The sequence below is a fragment of the Pseudomonas arabinosi genome (assembly GCF_047758675.1).
In the GTDB taxonomy this organism is placed as follows: domain Bacteria; phylum Pseudomonadota; class Gammaproteobacteria; order Pseudomonadales; family Pseudomonadaceae; genus Aquipseudomonas; species Aquipseudomonas arabinosi.
The window spans coordinates 4,366,360-4,386,258 of sequence record NZ_CP180480.1; the positions used below are offsets into that span (position 1 = coordinate 4,366,360).

Annotated in this window: 20 protein-coding genes; 13 read left to right on the plus strand and 7 right to left on the minus strand. The window is 59.6% G+C overall.

Features of this window, described 5'->3' with window-relative positions:
- The first annotated feature begins 16 nt into the window (after positions 1 to 16).
- Positions 17 to 1,399: a dihydrolipoyl dehydrogenase gene (gene lpdA, locus ACMXYJ_RS20220; RefSeq protein WP_415756610.1), complete on the plus strand. Its 1,383-nt coding sequence runs from the start codon at positions 17 to 19 to the stop codon at positions 1,397 to 1,399.
- Positions 1,400 to 1,623: 224 nt separating this feature from the next.
- Positions 1,624 to 2,643 (plus strand): branched-chain amino acid aminotransferase, encoded by a 1,020-nt coding sequence (locus tag ACMXYJ_RS20225; protein WP_046048924.1) that lies wholly within the window; start codon positions 1,624 to 1,626, stop codon positions 2,641 to 2,643.
- 101 nt (positions 2,644 to 2,744) lie between these two features.
- On the opposite strand, the gene ACMXYJ_RS20230 is transcribed toward ACMXYJ_RS20225, so the two are convergent.
- Positions 2,745 to 3,659, minus strand: a complete 915-nt coding sequence (locus ACMXYJ_RS20230; protein WP_415756611.1) for a LysR substrate-binding domain-containing protein — start codon at positions 3,657 to 3,659, stop codon at positions 2,745 to 2,747.
- Positions 3,660 to 3,764: 105 nt separating this feature from the next.
- Here ACMXYJ_RS20230 and ACMXYJ_RS20235 point away from each other — a divergent pair, with 105 nt between their 5' ends.
- Positions 3,765 to 4,373, plus strand: coding sequence for a LysE family translocator (locus ACMXYJ_RS20235; protein ID WP_008149720.1), 609 nt, complete (start codon positions 3,765 to 3,767; stop codon positions 4,371 to 4,373).
- On the opposite strand, the gene ACMXYJ_RS20240 is transcribed toward ACMXYJ_RS20235, so the two are convergent.
- Complete coding sequence (locus ACMXYJ_RS20240; protein ID WP_415756612.1) at positions 4,370 to 5,134, minus strand: ArsR/SmtB family transcription factor; 765 nt, start codon at positions 5,132 to 5,134, stop codon at positions 4,370 to 4,372. The two genes, ACMXYJ_RS20235 and ACMXYJ_RS20240, sit on opposite strands and share 4 nt — an antisense overlap.
- 82 nt (positions 5,135 to 5,216) lie before the next feature.
- Between ACMXYJ_RS20240 and ACMXYJ_RS20245 the strand changes: the two genes are divergently transcribed.
- A complete protein-coding gene (locus tag ACMXYJ_RS20245; RefSeq protein ID WP_415756613.1) occupies positions 5,217 to 6,338 on the plus strand; it encodes a cytochrome P450 in 1,122 nt (373 codons plus the stop codon).
- 21 nt (positions 6,339 to 6,359) lie between these two features.
- On the opposite strand, the gene ACMXYJ_RS20250 is transcribed toward ACMXYJ_RS20245, so the two are convergent.
- A complete protein-coding gene (locus ACMXYJ_RS20250; protein WP_415756614.1) occupies positions 6,360 to 7,241 on the minus strand; it encodes a LysR substrate-binding domain-containing protein in 882 nt (293 codons plus the stop codon).
- 139 nt (positions 7,242 to 7,380) lie between these two features.
- Between ACMXYJ_RS20250 and ACMXYJ_RS20255 the strand changes: the two genes are divergently transcribed.
- Both ACMXYJ_RS20255 and ACMXYJ_RS20260 read left to right on the plus strand, forming a co-directional pair.
- The gene (locus ACMXYJ_RS20255; protein ID WP_415760770.1) at positions 7,381 to 8,412 is read left to right on the plus strand and encodes a D-cysteine desulfhydrase family protein; all 1,032 of its coding nucleotides are present in this window, start codon (positions 7,381 to 7,383) and stop codon (positions 8,410 to 8,412) included.
- A 175-nt stretch (positions 8,413 to 8,587) separates the two neighbouring features.
- Complete coding sequence (locus tag ACMXYJ_RS20260) at positions 8,588 to 8,935, plus strand: hypothetical protein (RefSeq protein ID WP_415756615.1); 348 nt, start codon at positions 8,588 to 8,590, stop codon at positions 8,933 to 8,935.
- Positions 8,936 to 9,342: 407 nt separating this feature from the next.
- On the opposite strand, the gene ACMXYJ_RS20265 is transcribed toward ACMXYJ_RS20260, so the two are convergent.
- Positions 9,343 to 9,681: an FKBP-type peptidyl-prolyl cis-trans isomerase gene (locus ACMXYJ_RS20265; RefSeq protein ID WP_074875989.1), complete on the minus strand. Its 339-nt coding sequence runs from the start codon at positions 9,679 to 9,681 to the stop codon at positions 9,343 to 9,345.
- A 146-nt stretch (positions 9,682 to 9,827) separates the two neighbouring features.
- Between ACMXYJ_RS20265 and ACMXYJ_RS20270 the strand changes: the two genes are divergently transcribed.
- From ACMXYJ_RS20270 to ACMXYJ_RS20280, 3 genes are all read left to right on the plus strand, one after another.
- A complete protein-coding gene (locus tag ACMXYJ_RS20270) occupies positions 9,828 to 10,892 on the plus strand; it encodes a M4 family metallopeptidase (protein ID WP_415756616.1) in 1,065 nt (354 codons plus the stop codon).
- Positions 10,889 to 11,212, plus strand: coding sequence for a protealysin inhibitor emfourin (locus ACMXYJ_RS20275; RefSeq protein ID WP_095128151.1), 324 nt, complete (start codon positions 10,889 to 10,891; stop codon positions 11,210 to 11,212). The genes ACMXYJ_RS20270 and ACMXYJ_RS20275 overlap by 4 nt, the downstream gene beginning before the upstream one ends.
- 103 nt (positions 11,213 to 11,315) lie before the next feature.
- A complete protein-coding gene (locus ACMXYJ_RS20280; RefSeq protein WP_415756617.1) occupies positions 11,316 to 12,389 on the plus strand; it encodes a diguanylate cyclase domain-containing protein in 1,074 nt (357 codons plus the stop codon).
- Positions 12,390 to 12,401: 12 nt separating this feature from the next.
- Here the strand turns inward: ACMXYJ_RS20280 and ACMXYJ_RS20285 are convergent, their stop codons facing one another.
- Positions 12,402 to 12,710 carry an RcnB family protein gene (locus ACMXYJ_RS20285; protein WP_415756618.1) on the minus strand — a complete coding sequence of 103 codons (309 nt, stop codon included), beginning with the start codon at positions 12,708 to 12,710 and terminating at the stop codon, positions 12,402 to 12,404.
- A gap of 211 nt (positions 12,711 to 12,921) precedes the next feature.
- On the opposite strand from ACMXYJ_RS20285, the gene ACMXYJ_RS20290 reads away from it, so the two are divergent.
- Both ACMXYJ_RS20290 and ACMXYJ_RS20295 read left to right on the plus strand, forming a co-directional pair.
- A complete protein-coding gene (locus ACMXYJ_RS20290) occupies positions 12,922 to 14,226 on the plus strand; it encodes an MFS transporter (RefSeq protein ID WP_415756619.1) in 1,305 nt (434 codons plus the stop codon).
- A gap of 21 nt (positions 14,227 to 14,247) precedes the next feature.
- The gene (locus ACMXYJ_RS20295; protein WP_415756620.1) at positions 14,248 to 15,024 is read left to right on the plus strand and encodes a substrate-binding domain-containing protein; all 777 of its coding nucleotides are present in this window, start codon (positions 14,248 to 14,250) and stop codon (positions 15,022 to 15,024) included.
- Here the strand turns inward: ACMXYJ_RS20295 and ACMXYJ_RS20300 are convergent.
- Positions 15,014 to 15,919, minus strand: coding sequence for a LysR family transcriptional regulator (locus ACMXYJ_RS20300; RefSeq protein ID WP_150657467.1), 906 nt, complete (start codon positions 15,917 to 15,919; stop codon positions 15,014 to 15,016). The two genes, ACMXYJ_RS20295 and ACMXYJ_RS20300, sit on opposite strands and share 11 nt — an antisense overlap.
- A 295-nt stretch (positions 15,920 to 16,214) precedes the next feature.
- Between ACMXYJ_RS20300 and ACMXYJ_RS20305 the strand changes: the two genes are divergently transcribed.
- Positions 16,215 to 18,038 carry a monovalent cation:proton antiporter-2 (CPA2) family protein gene (locus tag ACMXYJ_RS20305; RefSeq protein WP_415756621.1) on the plus strand — a complete coding sequence of 608 codons (1,824 nt, stop codon included), beginning with the start codon at positions 16,215 to 16,217 and terminating at the stop codon, positions 18,036 to 18,038.
- Positions 18,035 to 19,147 carry a DNA alkylation repair protein gene (locus tag ACMXYJ_RS20310; RefSeq protein ID WP_415756622.1) on the plus strand — a complete coding sequence of 371 codons (1,113 nt, stop codon included), beginning with the start codon at positions 18,035 to 18,037 and terminating at the stop codon, positions 19,145 to 19,147. The genes ACMXYJ_RS20305 and ACMXYJ_RS20310 overlap by 4 nt, the downstream gene beginning before the upstream one ends.
- Here the strand turns inward: ACMXYJ_RS20310 and ACMXYJ_RS20315 are convergent.
- On the minus strand, positions 19,128 to 19,700 hold the full coding sequence (locus ACMXYJ_RS20315) for a cytochrome b (protein WP_415756623.1): 573 nt from the start codon (positions 19,698 to 19,700) through the stop codon (positions 19,128 to 19,130). The genes ACMXYJ_RS20310 and ACMXYJ_RS20315 overlap by 20 nt on opposite strands.
- Positions 19,701 to 19,899 lie beyond the last annotated feature (199 nt).

The window sequence follows — 19,899 nt, forward strand, 5'->3', positions numbered from 1 at the left end:
TTTTAGTGGAGCAGGCATGCAAACTTTAAACACCACGCTGCTGATCATCGGCGGTGGCCCTGGCGGTTATGTGACGGCGATTCGTGCCGGTCAGCTGGGCATCTCGACCATTCTGGTGGAAGGCGAATCCCTGGGCGGCACGTGCCTGAACATCGGCTGCATTCCGTCCAAGGCGTTGATCCACGTTGCCGAACAGTTTCACCAGACTCAGCACCACAGCCAGCATTCCGCCCTGGGCATCAGCGTTTCGGCGCCGTCCCTGGACATCAGCAAAAGTGTCGAGTGGAAGGACGGCATCGTTGATCGCCTGACCACCGGCGTGTCGGCGCTGCTGAAAAAGAACAAAATTCAGGTTATTCAAGGTTTTGCGAAGGTTATCGATGGTAAAACCGTAGAAGTCGGCGACACGCGCATTCAGTGCGAGCACCTGGTGCTGGCCACCGGATCGAAAAGCGTGAACCTGCCGATGCTGCCGATTGGCGGTCCGATCATCTCCTCCACCGAAGCCTTGGCGCCGACGTCCGTGCCGAAACGGCTGATTGTGGTCGGTGGAGGTTACATCGGTCTGGAGCTGGGGATTGCCTATCGCAAGCTCGGCGCCGAGGTCAGCGTGGTCGAGGCTCAGGATCGCATCCTTCCTGCCTACGACGCCGAACTGACGCAGCCTGTGCATGACGAACTGAAAAAGCTCGGCATCAAGCTTTACTTGAAGCACAGCGTTCAAGGCTTTGATTCTGTTAGCAATACACTGCAAGTCCTTGACCCGAGTGGCGACACCCTGAACCTGGAAACCGATCAGGTGCTGGTGGCCGTCGGCCGCAAACCGAACACCCAGGGCTGGAACCTCGAAGGTTTGAACCTGGACATGAACGGCTCGGCGATCAAGATCGACAACCGCTGCCAGACCAGCATGCGCAACGTGTATGCCATCGGCGACGTGAGCGGCGAGCCGATGCTGGCCCACCGGGCTATGGCTCAGGGCGAGATGGTTGCCGAACTGATCAGCGGTAAATCCCGCGAGTTCAACCCTACCGCCATCGCCGCCGTGTGCTTTACCGACCCGGAACTGGTGGTCGTCGGCAAGACACCGGACGACGTCAAGGCGGCGGGTCTGGACTGCATCGTTTCCAGCTTCCCGTTTGCGGCCAATGGCCGGGCGATGACGCTGGAATCGAAAAGCGGCTTCGTGCGAGTCGTGGCGCGACGTGACAATCATGTGATTGTTGGCTGGCAAGCGGTCGGTGTGGGTGTGTCGGAATTGTCGACAGCGTTCGGTCAGAGCCTGGAAATGGGCGCCCGGCTGGAAGACATTGCCGGCACCATCCACGCGCATCCGACCTTGGGCGAGGCTGTGCAGGAAGCGGCGTTGCGTGCGCTTGGTCACGCGCTACACCTCTAACTGATCGTTCCCACGCTCTGCGTGGGAATGCAGCCCGGGACGCTCCGCGTCCCAAAGCGGACGCAGAGCGTCCATTGAGGCATTCCCACGCAGAGCGTGGGAACGATCAAAGGAACGCAATCTGGGCTGCGAATTGGGCCCGGAATGAAGTATTGTTGTCCCAATCCAGAAAAACGTCAGAAGCCTTGAACCGTTTCGGCGGTTGTTAAGTGATAGAGGGTGTCATGGGTAACGAAAGCATCAATTGGGACAAGTTGGGTTTTGACTACATCAAGACAGACAAGCGCTATCTGTCGCACTGGCGTAATGGCGAGTGGGACAAAGGCACCCTGACCGAAGACAATGTGCTGCACATCAGCGAAGGCTCTACTGCCCTTCACTATGGCCAGCAATGCTTCGAAGGGCTGAAGGCCTATCGTTGCAAGGACGGCTCGATCAACCTGTTCCGCCCGGACCAGAACGCCGCACGCATGCAACGCAGCTGCGCGCGCCTGCTGATGCCTCATGTGTCCACCGAGCAGTTCGTCGAAGCGTGCAAGGAAGTGGTCCGCGCCAACGAGCGTTTCATCCCGCCTTACGGCACCGGCGGCGCGCTGTACCTGCGTCCGTTCGTGATCGGCGTGGGTGACAACATCGGTGTGCGTACGGCCCCCGAGTTCATCTTCTCGATCTTCGCCATTCCGGTCGGTGCCTACTTCAAGGGCGGCCTGACCCCGCACAACTTCCTGATCTCCAGCTACGACCGCGCCGCCCCACAAGGCACCGGTGCAGCCAAGGTCGGTGGTAACTACGCGGCCAGCCTGATGCCAGGTTCCCAGGCCAAGAAAGCCCACTTCGCCGACTGCATCTACCTGGACCCGATGACTCACACCAAAATCGAAGAAGTCGGTTCGGCCAACTTCTTCGGGATCACCCACGACAACAAGTTCGTGACCCCGAACTCGCCGTCGGTCCTGCCGGGCATCACCCGTCTGTCGTTGATCGAGCTGGCAAAATCGCGTCTGGGCCTGGAAGTGGTCGAAGGCGACGTGTTCATCGACAAGCTGTCCGACTTCAAGGAAGCCGGCGCTTGCGGTACTGCTGCGGTGATCACCCCGATCGGCGGCATCAGCTACAACGACAAACTGCACGTGTTCCACAGCGAAACCGACGTCGGCCCGGTCACCCAGAAGCTCTACAAAGAGCTGACCGGTGTGCAGACCGGCGACATCGAAGCGCCAGCAGGCTGGATCGTCAAGGTTTGATTTGACGCTTCAGGCACTAAAAAAGCCCACCCCTCGTAAATGCGTCGGGTGGGCTTTTTGTTGGCCGGTCGTTTTTTCAGCGCCGGTCACCTGCAGACGAATCACCCTGCAATCAACTGCCCCACCTGACCGGCATCCTCTTCGATCCGGGCAAACAACCACTCCACAAACACCCGTGTCTGCGCCGTCACATCCGGCGCGACACCGTAGTAATAACGCGGCAATGGCATCCGTAACTCGGACAATGGGCAAATCAAGCGACCGCTCGAGAGATGGGTGCCCAGCAAAGAGGTCGGGCACAAGGCAATGCCCTGACCATCCACGGCGGCCTCAAGCACCAGGTGCATGTGGTCAAACTGCCGGGTGACCTGAGTGGCTGACTGGCCTTGACCAAAATGCAGGGCCCAGTTGTGCCAGTCTTCGCGACGCGCCTTGGCAGTCAATAACGTGTGCCGGCTCAGGGACGCGAGGTCTTCAAGGGCCAGGCGCTCGATCAGCGAGGGTGCCGCGACCAGCAACAGTTCGTCTTCGAAAAGCGCTCGCGCCTCAATCGCCGGCGCCCAGTCATCACGACCACGGCGAATGACGATGTCGAACCCGTCCCGTGCATGATCCGGTGCCTGGGTTTGGGTAATCACTTGCGGCTTGATGTCCGGGTGCTGCGCAATGAAATCCTCCAACCTGGGCGTTAGCCAAAGCATGGCAAAGGATGGACGAACATTGATCTTCACAGTCGGCAGCGAGGCATGTTGCTTGAGCGCAGCAGCGGCGTTGGCGATCTGCGCCAGCCCGGCACTGACCTGCTCATAAAAGCGCTGACCGGCCGGCGTCAGCACCGATTGACGGATACGCCGCTCGAACAGCAGCACACCCAGGTGTTCCTCAAGCAATTTGATGTGCCGGCTGACGGCACTGTGACTGACATGCAGCTCTTCGGCCGCCAGGCTGAAACTCTGGTGACGAGCAGCAACAGCGAAGGCGCGAACAGCATTGAGCGGCGGTAGTGGATTCATCATGCGTCTAATTTAGTCACATATGCAGCGCAATTAAAGCGTTTGTCACGCCCACGTCGTCGCGCCAATCTGCTCGCACGCAGCCAGCGCCACCTGACGGAGCAAGACATGAACAGCTATGGACTCTTTCTACTGTTTGCCACCCTGACCATTTTGAGTCCAGGGCCTGGCGTGGTCCTGACCCTGTCCAACGCGGTACGTCACGGCTGGACCGGGGCAGTGCCGGGCATTCTGGGGATCGCGTCGGGAGCGTTTATCGTCGCCGCCATCAGCGCCACCAGTGTAGGCCTGATCCTCAGCACCTCCGCCAACGCCTTTACCGCGTTGAAATACGCAGGGGCCGCCTATTTGTTGTACCTGGGTTACAAAAGCTGGCGCTCGGCTGGTTTCAACACGCTGCTTGAAACGCGCCCCTCAAGCCCGGGCTACCGTTTCCTTGAAGCGGCGTCGATCCAGTTTTTGAACCCCAAGGCAGTGTTTTTCTTTCTGGCGGTGTTCCCGCAATTCATCGACACCTCGGCGCACTTCTCCACCCAGTTTTTCAAACTGGTCGCCTCTTATGGCGTACTGGTGATCCTCGTGCATGGCAGCTATGCGTTGCTCGCCAATGCCGCCAAAGGCTGGTTGTCGAGCCCGAAGGGTTCCTGGCTGGCGGCGAAAGTCTCGGGCGTGACCTTCGCCGGTTTCGGCGTGCTGATGGCCTCGGCCAGTCGCTAAGGCGCAGAACTGGCGATCGCGCGACGCCTGGTCTCGGTGAGCGCGGGTTGTACTGTCGTTACCTGAACCGGCAGTTCAACAGCGAACCGGCTGCTGAGTTCCTTTCGCCCCGTCGCCGTCAACGCCAGCGCGCGGCTGTCCAGGTCCTGAGTCACCCATTTGCGCTTGATCGCCGTTTGCAACAACGCCGCCCCCAACGAACCGCCCAGATGCGGCCGGCGCATGCTCCAGTCCAGGCATGGGCAGGCGAAGCGGCGGCGCAGCGTACTCAGGTCTTTGACTTCGATACCCAACCCTTCAAACAACACCTCACCGCTGTCGCTCAGCTGATAAACCTGTTCATCGGTTTCCAGCAGCCACCCCGCTTCGATCATCCGGTCATGCAGCAGCACCGCCAACGTTCCGGCCATGTGGTCGTAGCACGTGCGGGCGAATTGCAGTCGATCCGGGGTGCGCGAATTGAAGGTAGGCGCGGCGTTCTGGCCGATCACCATCAACGCTTCCAGTGCCTGGGCGACGCGCTTGTCCGTCAGGCTGTAATAGCGATGTCGGCCCTGCACGTGCAGCCGCACCAGCGCCAATTCCTTGAGTTTGGCCAGGTGCGCGCTGGCGGTGGAGGCGCTGACTTCGGCAATCGCTGCCAGCTCGGTGCTGGTGCGGGCGTGGCCGTCCATCAGCGAACAGAGGATTTTCGTCCGGGACGGTTCCGCAATCGCGGCAGCCACCTGAGAGACGCCGATGTCGTGCTGTTCTACGTTCATATTTCGCTCCCGGACGAATCAAGGCCTTTTCGGACTGGAGATAGTAGCAACACTTTTCCAACCACGAACAAGGCTGCGACCCATGGACCCGATCATCGCTGCGACCCATGCCGATCCTTATCCCTATTACGCGCAACTGCGTGCGGAGGGCGGTCTGGTTTTTCACCAAGGACTGAAGGTGTGGGTGGCGAGTAGCGCCCGAGCCGTGGCGGCCGTGCTGGCGCATCCTGACTGCCATGTCCGACCGTCCCACGAACCGGTGCCCAAGGCGATTGTTGGCGGGATGGCCGGCAAGGTCTTTGGTCAGTTGATGCGGATGAATGAGGGCGAACGGCAGCGTTGCCCGAGGTCGGCGATTCAACCGGGATTGGCGTTGATTGATGCCGATGAAGTCAATGCGCTGGTCCGCGCTCGCCTGATCATTCCGGGCGCCGATGGGCTGTACAAGGCGATGTTCCGCGGGCCGGTATGCGTGGTGGCTGCATTGCTCGGGTTCTCTCCGGCTCAGGGCCGGGCTATCAGCGAACTGACCGGGGACTTCGTCGCGTGCCTGTCGCCCCTTGGCGATCAGGCGCAACGGGAAGCAGCGCACGCTGCGGCGGAACACTTGAGCGGCTATTTCGTTGAGTTGCTGGATGATCCGAGCACTCAGAGCGCCCTGCTCGCCGGGATCCGCCAGCGCTTCGCGGCAACCTCTGGCGACGCTGAAACGTTGATCGCCAATCTGATCGGCCTGTTCTCCCAGACCTATGAAGCCACCGCCGGGCTGATCGGCAATGCGCTGTTGGCGTTGATTCGAACCCCGTCGTTGCACAGCGAATCGACACCCGTGGACGACTTGATCGCTGAAGTTCAGCGCTTCGATCCATCGGTACAGAACACCCGCCGATTTGTCGCTGCGTCGTGTGAAATCGACGGGGTAAGCCTCAATTCAGGCGATGTGATTCTGGTGCTGCTGGCCTCGGCCAATCGAGATCCACAGCTCAATGACCGTCCCGATGTCTTTCTTCTGGATCGTCCAGAGCGGCGCAGCTTCACCTTTGGTGCGGGGCGGCATCAATGTCCGGGGCAGTTGTTGGCGTTGAGTATTGCCAGCGCCACGTTGAGGGAGATTGTGGCAATGAAACCTGCTTTGGATCGCCTGACCTGGCGCTACCGACCTTCCCTGAACGGGCGTATTCCGCTCTTTGGCGATTTGCCGTAAAACCACGTCAACACGCAACGCTCACGCCAGTCGCTGCGCAACAAATTCGATAAAGGCTTTCAACTTCGGCAGTGATTTTCGCGAGCGTGGATACACCATCTGTACCGGCTTGGGCGGCGGCGCATAGGCGTCCAAGATCCGCACGAGCTCGCCTTTGGCCAAGGCAGCCGACACCAGAAAATCGGGCTGCATCAAAATCCCCTCTCCGGCCACGGCCGCCTGCAGCAACACTTGGCCGTCATTGCTTTTCAACACCGCCCCTTCAGGCCAGGGGACTTCGCTGGCACCGCTTTTCAAAGGCCAGGCAAAACGATTGTTCCAGGACGTATGGGTGAGGATTCTGTGTCGGTGCAGGTCTTCGGGGGATTGGGGTTCCTGCCATTTTTCCAGATACCGGGGCGATGCGCAGATCACCATTCGATACGGTGGCAATGGCTTGGCCAGCAGATTCACGCCGATCAGTTCGGAGATCCTGAACGCCAGATCGAATGACGTCTCGTACAGGTCCACCACTTCGTTGCTCAGAATCAGCTCGACCTGGATCTGCGGATAACACTGCATGAACTCGGACACCAGAGGACCGACCAATGACACACCGAGGGTCATCGGCGCGGTGATTCGCAACAGGCCGCTGGGCTCCGGGTTCGACGCCTCCACCCGGCTGAATGCGTACTTCACCTGCTCCAGTGCCCGCTTGGCTTCCTCATAAAACAAGCGCCCTTCCCCGGTGATGGATTGCCGTCGAGTGGTGCGTTGAATGAGCTGAGTGTTGAGGGTTTTCTCCAGGCTCTGGATATGCCGTCCAACCATGACCGCCGACATCCCGACGTCACTGGCCGCATCGGCGAAGCTGCCCGCCTCGACCACGGCGACGAAAACTTCCATTTGCCTGAGTTTGCTCATGACCATGCCTTGTGAAGGGAGGAAACGGAACGCTTGATTAAGTACATCAGGTTAAAGGAGTAATAACCGGCAATGCGTTTATCACGAAGGGCTTTCTCCCTAGAGTCACTTAATTAAAGTGAACAACGAGGCTCCAATGATGCAAACCCTACTGGACACGTCACTGAGTTCTTTTGCGCGGGCAGACCTTCTGCAAGGCCCCACGCCCATTCAGCGCGCCGAACGCCTCGAACAGCTACTGGACTTGAAGTCGCAGGGAATCGGCCTGTTTCTCAAGCGTGACGATCATATGCTGATTGGCGGTGGCGGTAACAAACTGCGCAAACTCGAATTTCATATCGGCGCAGCGCTGGCGGCCGGAGTCGACACGGTGATCACCGTGGGCGGCATTCAGTCCAACCATGCGCGCCTGACCGCTGCGGTCTGTGCGCGCCTGGGCCTTGCCTGCGAACTGATCCTGACCCGCGCGGTACCCAAAGCCGATATAGATTACGAACTCAACGGCAACGTTCTGCTCGACCAGCTGTTCGGCGCACAGCTACAGGTGCTTGCCGGGGGCAGCAACTCACTCGCCGTGGCCGAAACACGGGCCACGCAACTTCGGGATTCGGGGCGCAACGTGCTGGTGATTCCTACGGGTGGCTCAACGCCGCTGGGCAGTCTCGGTTATGCGCGCTGCGCGGCGGAGATCGCGCAACAGGAGACGGAACTCGGCCTCACCTTCAATCAAGTCGTGGTGCCCAACGGCAGCGCCGGCACCCACGCCGGGCTCGCGGCGGGCTTCCAGTTGCTGGGCCGAGGCACCTCGATCGTCAAGTCGTACTCGGTTTTGTCCGATCGAGACACGTCAGCGGCCAGAACCCGGCAATTGACCCAGGATGCACTGGCGCTGTTGGGCAGTAGCGCCATTGTGCAGGCCGGAGAAATTGCCATCGACGGCAGTCAGTTGGGCGACGGTTACGGTCTGCCGACGCCAGCCATGCAAGAAGCAGTGCGCCTGATGGCTCGCGCCGAAGGCTTGTTGATCGACCCGGTGTACTCCGGCAAAGCGTTTGCCGGGCTGTTGGCTGATCTCAGGCATGGACGCTTCCGTTCCGGGGACAATGTGCTGTTCGTGATGACTGGGGGGACGCCGGGCCTTTATGCCTACCGGGAGACCTTTCAGGTCTAGCGGTTAATCGTCGCGGGGCAGTACTTCCAGCAATTCACTTCTCTCGACTGATTTTCCTATTGAGAGAAACACCTGCATTTGTAACAACAAGCGGAGCTTCAGACCTGTCCTACAGCCAAAGGATGCAACCCTAAGTTAAAAGTCGATAACAAGGGCAACATTCCAGGAGTAAAAAGTGAGCCTTCTCTACCAGGATCCATCAATGAGCCATGATGAAGCGACGAGACTCCTTGCTAGCGATGTAGAAACGAACGTTATTGCCGCATTGGTTTCCATTGGCCTGAATGAACAGGACAGAACCTGGGCTCAGAACACCTTTCTCAAGTACCTGGCAAGTGAGACCGAATCGATTGCAGCGTCCGCCATCACCGCTCTTGGCCATTTAGCCCGCAGGCATGGCGATCTGGATACGAAGGTGGTGCTCCCGGCACTCGAAAGCGTGAAATACAAGTTCCCCTCCTTGGATGGAGTTGTGACGGATACCCTTGACGACATCGACGCATTCACCCGAATCATCAGATAGAAGGCGCGGGCAAAAAAAATAGCGGCGAGGTGGCTAATATCGATCAGTTAAGCCATTTCAACCGCAACGCAAACCTTAATGAAATGGCTACCCCCGCCGCCCCCTGATCGCCCACTAAGCTTTCACCGGGGCTCATCGGAGACTGTTGCCATGAACAAAGTAGCAGCTGGCGAAGCCTGCGTTCGGCTGCGCAGCAGTCGTAAAACCTGAGTTAGCGGTCGTCCTGAAACACCGCATCGTCTGATTTCACGATTGCTGCGCAGCCGAACGCAGGCTTCGCCAGCTGCTACGGATCGCGTTTTGGCTTAACTGATCGGCATTAGGCGAGTTGGCTGATCAATGTTCCAAAAAAAACCGTTTTCTGTGTGCAGATAGTGCGGTTCTTGTCATTTCAGCTCATACGCCAATCAATCATCGCGCGTCAGCACTTCCAGCAATTCAATCTCGAAAATAAGGTTCGAGTTCGGCGTGATCTTGCCCATGGTCCGTTCACCGTAGGCAAGATGCGCCGGTACCAGAAGCTTGCGCTTGCCGCCAACCTGCATGCCCATAATCCCCTGATCCCAACCCTTGATCACCCGACCTGTGCCAATCACGCACTGGAAAGGTTTACCCCGGCTGTAGGAAGAATCGAATTCAGTCCCGTCTTCCAGCCAGCCGCGGTATTGGGTGGTAATCAGCGCGCCTTTGACGGCGGCTTTGCCGTCGCCCGGCTCAAGGTCAATGATTTGCAACTCGTCGTTCATGATTCCTACTCGTTCACTGTCGCCCAGTGATTGGGGCGCGGACGGAGGTTTTCGCAGAAACTGGCGCGCAAGGCAATCCACGAAACCGAAAGACCGTCATCCGGCTCACATGAATAACGACTTCGTATTCAGGAAAGGATGCTCTGATGACCGACTCATCACCGCTGTACAGTTTCATCCCGCCCTACATCCTCAACCGAATCATCGCCCACGGTTCCGACCGTCAGCGCTCCAGCGCCCAGACCACGCTGATCCATGTCCGCCATTTGCGGCACAATCCCGGCCCGCCATCGCGACCACCCGCCAACGCGATCCTGCCGCTGCCCGGCCGCCCCGGTCTGGCACAGCGCAGCATTCATGACGCGCAAGGCAAAATGCTGCTGCCGGGTATGCCTGTGCGACTTGAAGGACAGGCGGCAACCGGCGATCCGGCGGTCGACGAGGCCTACGACGCATTGGGTGCCAGCTATGATTTCTTCTGGAAGGTGCTGGGTCGGGACTCCATCGACAACAAGGGTTTTGCCCTGATCGGCAGCGTGCATTACGGCCAGGATTACGAGAACGCGTTCTGGAACGGCGCGCAAATGGTGTTCGGTGACGGCGATGGTGAAATCTTCGAACGCTTTACCCGCTCTCTGGATGTGATCGGCCACGAGTTGACGCACGGCGTGATCGAAAGCGAAGCCGGTCTGGTCTATGCCAGCCAATCCGGGGCATTGAATGAATCGATTTCGGACGTTTTCGGGGTACTGATCAAACAACATGTACTGGGCCAGACCGCCGAACAGGCTGACTGGTTGATCGGCGCCGACCTGCTGGCACCGCGCATCAAAGGTATCGGATTACGCTCGATGGCCCATCCGGGCACGGCCTATGACGACCCGTTGCTTGGCAAGGACCCGCAACCGGATCACATGCGTCGATTCGTGATCACCCAGGAGGACAATGGCGGTGTGCACATCAATTCGGGCATCCCCAATCGGGCGTTTTATCTGGCCGCGATGGCGCTGGGCGGTTTTGCCTGGGAAAAAGCCGGCCGCATCTGGTACGACGCGCTGTGCGACAAACGCCTGAGTAGCGAAGCGACATTCACTACCTTCGCGCAACTGACCGTCGAGCATGCCCGGCAAGGATTTGGTGCGAAGGCAGTCGAGGCGGTGCGGCACGGCTGGTCTGAAGTGGGCGTCGACCTGACACTGGAGGAACAATGAAAACCTTGCCAACACTGGACGATAACGCGGTGGTTTGTGTCTCCCGCCAAGGCGGCATAGCGGCGATCCACACCTTGACCCGCCCCCGAGAGATCGAATTCGCCCAATGCAATGCCGACCAACGCACCCGCATCTGCTCGTTGCTCGAGGGTTGCCTGCTTATGACAAGTTCATCCGCCGGCCGGGGCGATCAGCGCTTCTATCAAATCGAAGTGCGCTATCGCAGCGGCGAACAGGACGACCGGATGGTGATGAAGGTGCCTGAAGATCAGGCGCCAGGGGAATTGGTGCATCTGTGGGACAAAGGTGAACTGCTATAAGTTTGGCGCCCCTCATAATAGAGGCTGATGATCGAGGGCCGTGTGAACTAACATAGGCACATCTCTACCGATACGGCTGATACGCCACGATGGCGAAACCTGAATGAATGTGGATTGGACCAGCGCCGCCATCGGCTCAATGATGCTAGCCCTGATCATCGCGTTGATCTGTCGCGAGCGTTCGCTGCAGAAGCAGCTGGCCGAGTATCGCGTGCTGATCACCAGCCTGACTGACGGACAAAACATCCGCCAGGACGGCGACGTCGAACGCTTCAAGCGCAGCCAGTATTTCGCCCGCATCGGCACGTGGGACTGGGATGTCGACACCGACAAGCTCTACTGGTCGGATGCGATCTACGGCATGTTTGGCTTCAAGATCGACGAAGTAACGCCCTCCTACGCCCTGTTTTGCTCATGTGTTCACCCCGACGACCGGGCCAGGGTCCGGGCCGGGGAGTTGCGCTGCCTGGAAACCGGCGACAACCATGACGAGGAATACCGGGTGGTGTGGCCCGACGGCACGATCCGCTGGCTTCGGGAAACCGGCAATGTGGTCAAGAACGACCAAGATGCAACGATCAAGATGATGGGCGTGGTACGCGATATCACCGAGGAAAAAGCCTCCGCCAGCTACCTGCAACACTTGGCCCACTTCGACCCGCTGACCGGTCTACCCAATCGCCTGGTGCTCGAAGAGCGTCTGTCCGAAGCGCTGGAACAGGCGCGCATCAGCGCCACGAGAGTTGCGCTGGTGTTTGTCGACCTCAACGGTTTCAAGGCCATCAACGACCATTACGGCCATGCCGCCGGCGACCGGGTACTGATCACCACCGCCACCCGCCTGAAGAAAATCCTGCGTTCAACCGATACCGTTGCCCGGATCGGTGGCGACGAATTTGTGGTCATCCTTCAAGGCCTGCCCCAGGGCAACAGCCTGCAAGACGAAGCCCGCAGCATCTGCCAGAAAATCTTCGTCGAACTGTCGCCTCCGGTGACCATCGGTAATGATCAACGCCACATCGGCACCAGCCTTGGGGTCGCGGTGTTCCCGGACCATGCGCCGAGCATGGACCGGTTGATTCATATTGCGGATCTGGCGATGTATGAGGCGAAGCGCAGTGGGAATAATCAGTATCGGTTGGGCACTGAAAGCCCCGTGCGCGCTCACAGCGAATAGCCCTTCGACGGCTTAACGCTCCACCGGCGTGATATCCACAATCGTCCCATTGGTAATCATCACCATCATGTACTTGTCATTGATCTGCACCCACTGCGCCTGAGCCTTCGGCGCTTTCAGACCTTTCTGTTTCCAGTTGGCCAGGGCTTTTTCGCTGCGTTGGTAAACGTCGGGGGCACGATCACCCATCACCAGTTGGCGGGAGTTGTTAACCCCGGGCTGGACGGTTTTTTGCGGTAGGTCATCCGCTTGAACAATGGGACTGATACCGGCAACGCCGGCGGCAATGGCCAAGGCGGCGATGAGGGATTTGCTGTTCATGGGGTGATCCTCCTGTGATGTCGCGGTACCCGAACTCCGACTGCAGATGCAGCGAATCATTCCTTACGGGCTACATTGATCCGTTTCACACATCAATGCATGCCAATAATGCAATTAACATATCGATCACCCTGCTCCACTATCCGCCCCAATAAGAACCGTGCGCCGCGTCCAGGCGGTGCACGTCATAAAAGCGGTGGAGTACACGTCAATGACAGCATCAACCCAACGGCCCGCGACTTCCGGTCGCTCCCGGGCCAGTGCGATTTTCCGGGTCACCTCGGGCAACTTCCTCGAACAATTCGACTTTTTCCTTTTCGGCTTTTACGCCACGCAGATCGCAGCCGTGTTCTTCCCGGCCAGCAGCGAGTTCGCCTCGCTGATGATGACCTTCGCGGTGTTCGGCGCAGGCTTCCTGATGCGACCGTTGGGCGCCGTGGTGCTGGGTGCCTACATCGATGATGTGGGCCGGCGCAAAGGGTTGATCGTCACCCTGTCGATCATGGCCAGCGGCACGATTTTGATTGTGCTGGTGCCCGGCTATGAAACCATCGGGCTGTTCGCCCCGGCCATCGTGTTGATTGGCCGTTTGCTGCAAGGCTTCTCGGCCGGCGCAGAAATGGGTGGCGTCTCGGTGTATCTCTCGGAAATCGCCACACCCGGCAACAAAGGCTTCTTCACCAGTTGGCAGTCGGCCAGCCAGCAAGTGGCGATCATTGTCGCGGCGGCGTTGGGCTATGGCCTGAACCAATGGATGGCGCCAGCGATGATTGCCGACTGGGGTTGGCGGATTCCATTTTTCGTTGGCTGCATGATCGTGCCGTTCATTTTTTTCCTGCGCCGCAACCTTGAGGAAACCGAAGCGTTCGCCGCCCGTAAACACCGCCCGAGCATGGGCGATGTGTTCCGCACGCTGGCGCAGAACTGGGTGATCGTGTTCGCCGGGATGATGATGGTTGCCTTGACCACCACTGCGTTTTACCTGATCACCGTGTACGCACCGACCTTCGGCAAAACCGTACTGCACCTGAGCACCTCTGATGCGCTGCTGGTGACCTTGCTGGTGGGCGTTTCGAACTTCTTCTGGCTGCCGATTGGCGGTGCACTGTCGGACCGCATCGGCCGTCGTCCGGTGCTGATTGCCATGGCCCTGCTGACGCTGGCCACGGCGTATCCGGCGCTGACGTACCTGGTGCAGGCGCCGAGTTTCATCAACATGCTGTGGGTGCTGCTGTGGTTGTCGTTTATTTACGGGTTGTACAACGGCGCGATGATTGCCGCGCTGACGGAAATCATGCCGGTCGAAGTTCGGGTTGCCGGTTTCTCCCTGGCTTATAGCCTGGCCACGGCGGTGTTTGGCGGTTTTACCCCGGCGATGTCGACCTTCCTGATCCAGTACACCGGCGACAAGGCTGCGCCCGGTTACTGGATGAGTTTCGCGGCGCTGTGTGCCTTGTGCGCGACGCTGTATCTCTATCGCCGTTCGGCCGGTCGCCTGCAACCGGCGATGTCCTGAACCCTTTGAGAGCACATGACCATGAAGAAGCTATTCAATTTTGCTGCCCTGACGTTGCTGGCCAGCCTGGGCCTGAGCTCCGTCGCCCAGGCCGAAGAGATCCGCGTGATGACCTCCGGCGGTTTCACCGCCGCCTACAAAATCCTCGGCCCGAAATTCGCCGCCTCCACGGGCAACACACTGGACACCGCCCTCGGTCCTTCGATGGGCAAGGCGCCGGAAGCGATCCCCAATCGCCTGGCTCGCGGTGAAAAGGCCGACGTGGTGATCATGGTTGGCTACGCCCTCGATGACCTGATCAAGCAAGGCAAAGTCGATCCCGCCTCACGGGTCGAGCTGGCAGACTCGCGGATCGGTCTGGTGGTGCGCGAAGGCGCGCCGAAGCCGGACATCAGCTCTGTCGACAGCCTGAAAAAGACCTTGCTCGATGCGAAGTCCGTGGCCTACTCCGACAGCGCCAGTGGCGTGTACATCGAGGAGCAATTGTTCAAACGGCTGGGCATCGAAGACCAGCTCAAACCCAAGTCGACGATGGTCCCGAAAATCCCGGTAGGCTCGGTGGTTGCCACCGGCGACTATCAACTGGGCTTCCAGCAGGTCAGCGAGTTGTTGCCAGTGCCGGGCGTGAGTTTTGTGGCGAAGATTCCAGAGTCGGTGCAGTCGGTGACGCGTTTCGCTGCCGGCATTCCCGTCGGTGCGCAACACCCGACGCAAGCCAAGGCATTGCTCGATTACCTGGCCTCCACCGCCGCTCAGCCAGATGTGAAAGCTACCGGGCTGGACTCGGTCAGTCGCTGACCTGGATTTTCATTTCCACCACCAGACGTTCCAGTTCCAGTGCCGCCGGGGTCAAGGTACGACCCCGGCGCTTGATCAATCCGACACTGCGCATCACCTGCGGATCGGTCAGCGGTACCCGTGTCAGAATCGGGTGATCCGCCGCCGGCATCGCCATCAACGGCACCGCTGCCACGCCCAACCCCGCTTCGACCAAACCAATCATCGTCGTCACATGCCGGGTTTCGCAGATGCTCGGCCGCTGCGGCACGATGCCCGTGAGCGCCTGATCCAGCAGAAAGCGATTGCCGGACGTCTTGTCCAGCGAGATGTAGTCCTGCTGATAAAACTCATCCCACGTCACGCTGCTGCGCCCGGCCAACGGATGATCGCGCCGGCACGCCACCACATAACCTTCCTGCACCAGCGGCTCGAACTCGACTTCCGCCTCCAGGGTGCCCATGAAGCTCAGGCCGAAATCCGCCTCGCCGTTGACCACCGCACTCAGCACTTCGTGGGCGCTGGAATCGAGGACCTTGACCTTGATCCGTGGAAACTGCCGGTGGTAGTGGGCGATCACTCGCGGCATGAAGTAATAAGCCGCTGAAGGCACGCAGGCGACGGTGACATGGCCGAGGCGGGTCGAGGCGACTTCGCTGATGCCCAAAAGCGCCACGTCCAGATCGTCCAGCAGGCGCTCGACGCTCGGCATAAAACCGCGTCCGGCCTGGGTCAGGCTGACCTTGCGTGTGGTGCGCTCGAACAACCTCACACCGAGGGCGTCTTCAAGCTTTTCGATGCGCCGGCTCAGCGCTGGCTGGGAGATCCGCACCGCGTCGGCCGCCTTGCGAAAGCTGCCCTGCTCCACCACGGCGCGGAAGGCTTGCAAGTCGTTAAGGTCGAAGTTGATGGCCATGGTGCGCACTCGGGTAACGGGATAGATTGATCAGCCTATCGCATAAATGTAACTAATTAATGCAACATATAACTACATTTTCGTCGCCCTTCAGGCCCCCATCGCGAGCAGGCTCACTCCCACAATGGATCTGCGGTGGACACAATATCTCTGCACGCCACGAACAAATGTGGGAGCGAGCCTGCTCGCGATGGCGGTGTGTCAGTCAACAGAACTGTATGTTCATGGCTGACGCATCAAGCGCCAGCCTTTATCCTTGTCGCCCCCGCCGTACCGAGTGAATGGAGTTTTTGTCATGCCCCATGAAGGCAACCTGTTGCAAGCCGCTGTCGTGTTTCTGTTCGCGGCGGTGCTCACCGTTCCCTTGGCCAAGCGCCTGCAACTGGGGGCGGTGCTGGGTTATCTGTTTGCCGGCGTGATCATCGGCCCGTCGGTACTGGGCTTGATCGGTAATCCGCAAAGCGTCAGCCACATTTCCGAACTCGGGGTGGTGTTGCTGCTGTTCATCATTGGCCTTGAACTGTCGCCGCGACGTTTGTGGGTGATGCGCAAATCGGTGTTCGGCGTCGGCCTGGCGCAAGTGCTGCTGACGGGCTCGGTGATTGGTGTGCTGGCGTTGTTCGTGTTCGGCCAACCGTTGAACAGCGCGATCGTGCTGGGCTTGGGCCTGGCGCTGTCGTCCACGGCGTTCGGTTTGCAAAGCCTGGCCGAGCGCAAGGAACTGACCAGCCCCCACGGGCGCTTGGCATTCGCGATTCTGCTGTTCCAGGACATCGCCGCTATCCCGTTGATCGCCATGGTGCCGTTGCTGGCGGGCGGCGATTCCACCAGCAACGCGGGCGAAGGCCTCAATCACGGCATGCGCGTGCTGGGCAGCATCGCGGTGGTGGTGATCGGTGGGCGGTATCTGCTGCGACCGGTGTTCCGGGTGGTGGCCAAGACCGGTTTGCCGGAAGTCTCCACCGCCACCGCGTTGCTGGTGGTGATCGGCACGGCGTGGTTGATGGACCTGGTCGGCGTGTCCATGGCACTGGGGGCGTTCCTCGCCGGGTTGCTGCTGGCGGACTCCGAATACCGTCACGAACTGGAAGCGCAAATTGAACCGTTCAAGGGATTGCTGCTGGGGCTGTTTTTCATCAGCGTCGGCATGGGCGCCAATCTGAGCCTGCTTCTGAGCGCGCCGATCACGGTGCTGGGCCTGACCTTATTGCTGATCGCAATCAAACTGCCGCTGCTGTTTGCTGTCGGTCGGCTGGCCGGCGGCTTGGGCAGGGTCAGTGCGATTCGCCTCGGCATCGTGCTGGCGGCCGGTGGTGAGTTCGCGTTTGTGGTGTTCAAGATCGGCCGCGACCAGGGACTGTTCGAGCCACACCTGTACGACTTGCTGGTGCTGACCATCACCTTGTCCATGGCGGTGACGCCGCTGCTGTTGCTGGTGTGCGCACGACTGGTCAGCCCCAAGGTTCAACCGGTGGTGGTGCCGGAGAAATTCCGCGAGATCCATACCGACACGCCGCGCGTGGTGATCGCCGGCATGGGCCGTATGGGGCAAATCGTTGCGCGGATTTTGCGCGCGCAGAACATCAAGTTCGTCGCCCTCGACACCTCGGTGGAAACCATCGAACTGTCGCGCAGCTTCGGCGGCGTCCCGGTGTTCTACGGCGACCCGATGCGCCCGGAGATCCTCAGTGCGGCCAAGGTCGAGCAGGCGGAATACTTTGTCATTGCCACCGATGACCCGGACACCAACATCAAGACCGCCGAACTGGTGCACAAACTCTATCCGCACATCAAAATCATCGCCCGGGCCCGTAACCGTCAGCATGTGCATCGCTTGGTGGACCTTGGCGCCGAGGCCATTCGGGAAACCTATTATTCGAGTCTGGAAATGAGCCGGCGCACGCTGGTCGGCCTGGGGTTGACCCAGGCCCAGGCCGATGCGCGGATCAAGCGTTTCAAGCATCACGACGAGCAGGTGCTGGAAGCCCAGCATGCGATTTATGACGATGCGGCGAAAGTATTGCAGACGGCGCAGGAAGCCCGGGCGGAGCTGGCGAGGTTGTTTGAGTCGGATCAGTTGGAAGAAGAATCGGGAACGATCATAAGGACACCTCGATGAGCAATGCAGACCAAACCTCCCCTGCCCTCAAGGAAATCTTCAACGCCGACCGCCTCAAGCACATCGCCACCGAGATGACCGCGGTCTACCCGGCGTTCAACGCCAAGGCCTTCCTGAAACTGGCCAACGACGGGCTTGCCGAATTATCAATCATGCAGCGCATGGCCCGGGTCAGCGAGTGCCTGCACGCGGTCCTGCCGTTGAGTTACGAGGATACGCTTGAGGTGCTGCGCGCCCTCGCTCCGCGGCTGAACAGCGGCTTCGTCAGCATCTCACTGCCGCATTACGTCGCGACCTACGGCGCACATGCCTTCGAGCAATCCATGGAGGCGCTGAAATACTTCACCTCCTTCGGCTCCTCTGAGTTCGCGATCCGCTATTTCCTGCGCAGCGACATCGAACGCTCACTGGCGGTCATGCACAATTGGTCCCTGGACGAAAACGATCACGTCCGCCGCCTGGCCAGCGAAGGCAGCCGACCGCGCCTGCCATGGTCGTTTCGACTGGAAAAGATTCAGGCTGACCCGACATTGGCAGCCACGATCCTCGACAACCTCAAGGCAGACGACAGCCTCTACGTGCGCAAGTCCGTGGCCAACCACCTCAACGACATCACCAAGGATCATCCCGAATGGGTGCTGGACTTGATCGAAGGCTGGTCGCTGGACAACAAACACTCCGCGTGGATCGCCAAACACGCCCTGCGCAGCCTGATCAAACAGGGCAACCAACGCGCGTTGGCGATCATTGGCGCGGGCGGCAAACCTGAGGTCGAGATCATCGATGTGAAGGTGGAACCTGCGGTGATTCGCCTGGGTGAAAAAATCACCCTGTCCTTCACCGTGAAATCCACGGTCCAGGACAGTCAGCGACTGGTGATCGACTACGCCATCGATTACGTCAAAGCCAACGGCAGCACGTCGGCGAAGGTGTTCAAGCTCAAGGCGCTGACGCTACCCGGCAAGGCGATCGAGACCATCGCCCGTAGCCAGCAGATCAAGGAACTCACCACCCGCCGGCATTACGCGGGCGAGCACGCCGTGCACATTCTGGTGAACGGCGAACGCCTGGCCAGCACCGGGTTCGAGATTATCGCTGACGCTGATTGACCGTGTTGCCGGATCGACCGGGCAGCATGCGTGTCAGGGTGTTGTCGCGGACCCAATAGTGATGGAACAACCCTGCCGCCGCGTGCAAGCCGATCAGCCAGTAACCGGCGCTGCCGAGCAATTCGTGCCAATACTTGAACTGCTTGGCCAGGTCCGGATCGACCGCCATCGGCGATGGCAAGAAGAAACCAAAGTAAGGCATCGGCTTGCCACCTGCCGACAGCATCAGCCAGGCCAATAACGGCGTGGCGATCATCAGCCCATACAGCGCCAGGTGCATCAGGTGCGAAACGCCAGTCTGCCAGACGGGCAGCGTCGGCGTGATGGGCGGACGCGGGGTAAGCCGCCCGAGCAAACGCACCCACACCAACACAAAAATGCTCAGCCCGAACACGCCGTGCAACCCAAGAAACAATCCCTTCAAGGCGTGCCCCTTTGGCAACAACCCTTTGATTTCGATGCAGGCATACACGCCGACAAACAGCACAAGCATCAGCCAGTGCAGGGTGATCGAGAGTTTTCCATACCGGTGAGCGAGTGCATCGCGGGTCATAACAGGCCTCGTGAACGTTATTGTGGCTGCCGAGTCATTCGTGCAGCCTGGTTCCGCTGTGTTGCCGAACCGATTGGCCGCCACCCTGCCCACCCAGTCTTAAGGCAATCTGAAGACAGGCCCGACTGATCTTTTTGGCCACCTTCAGACTCCGTTAAGAAATGCCTCCGATACTCCTCCCACACTTACTTGGGGAGGC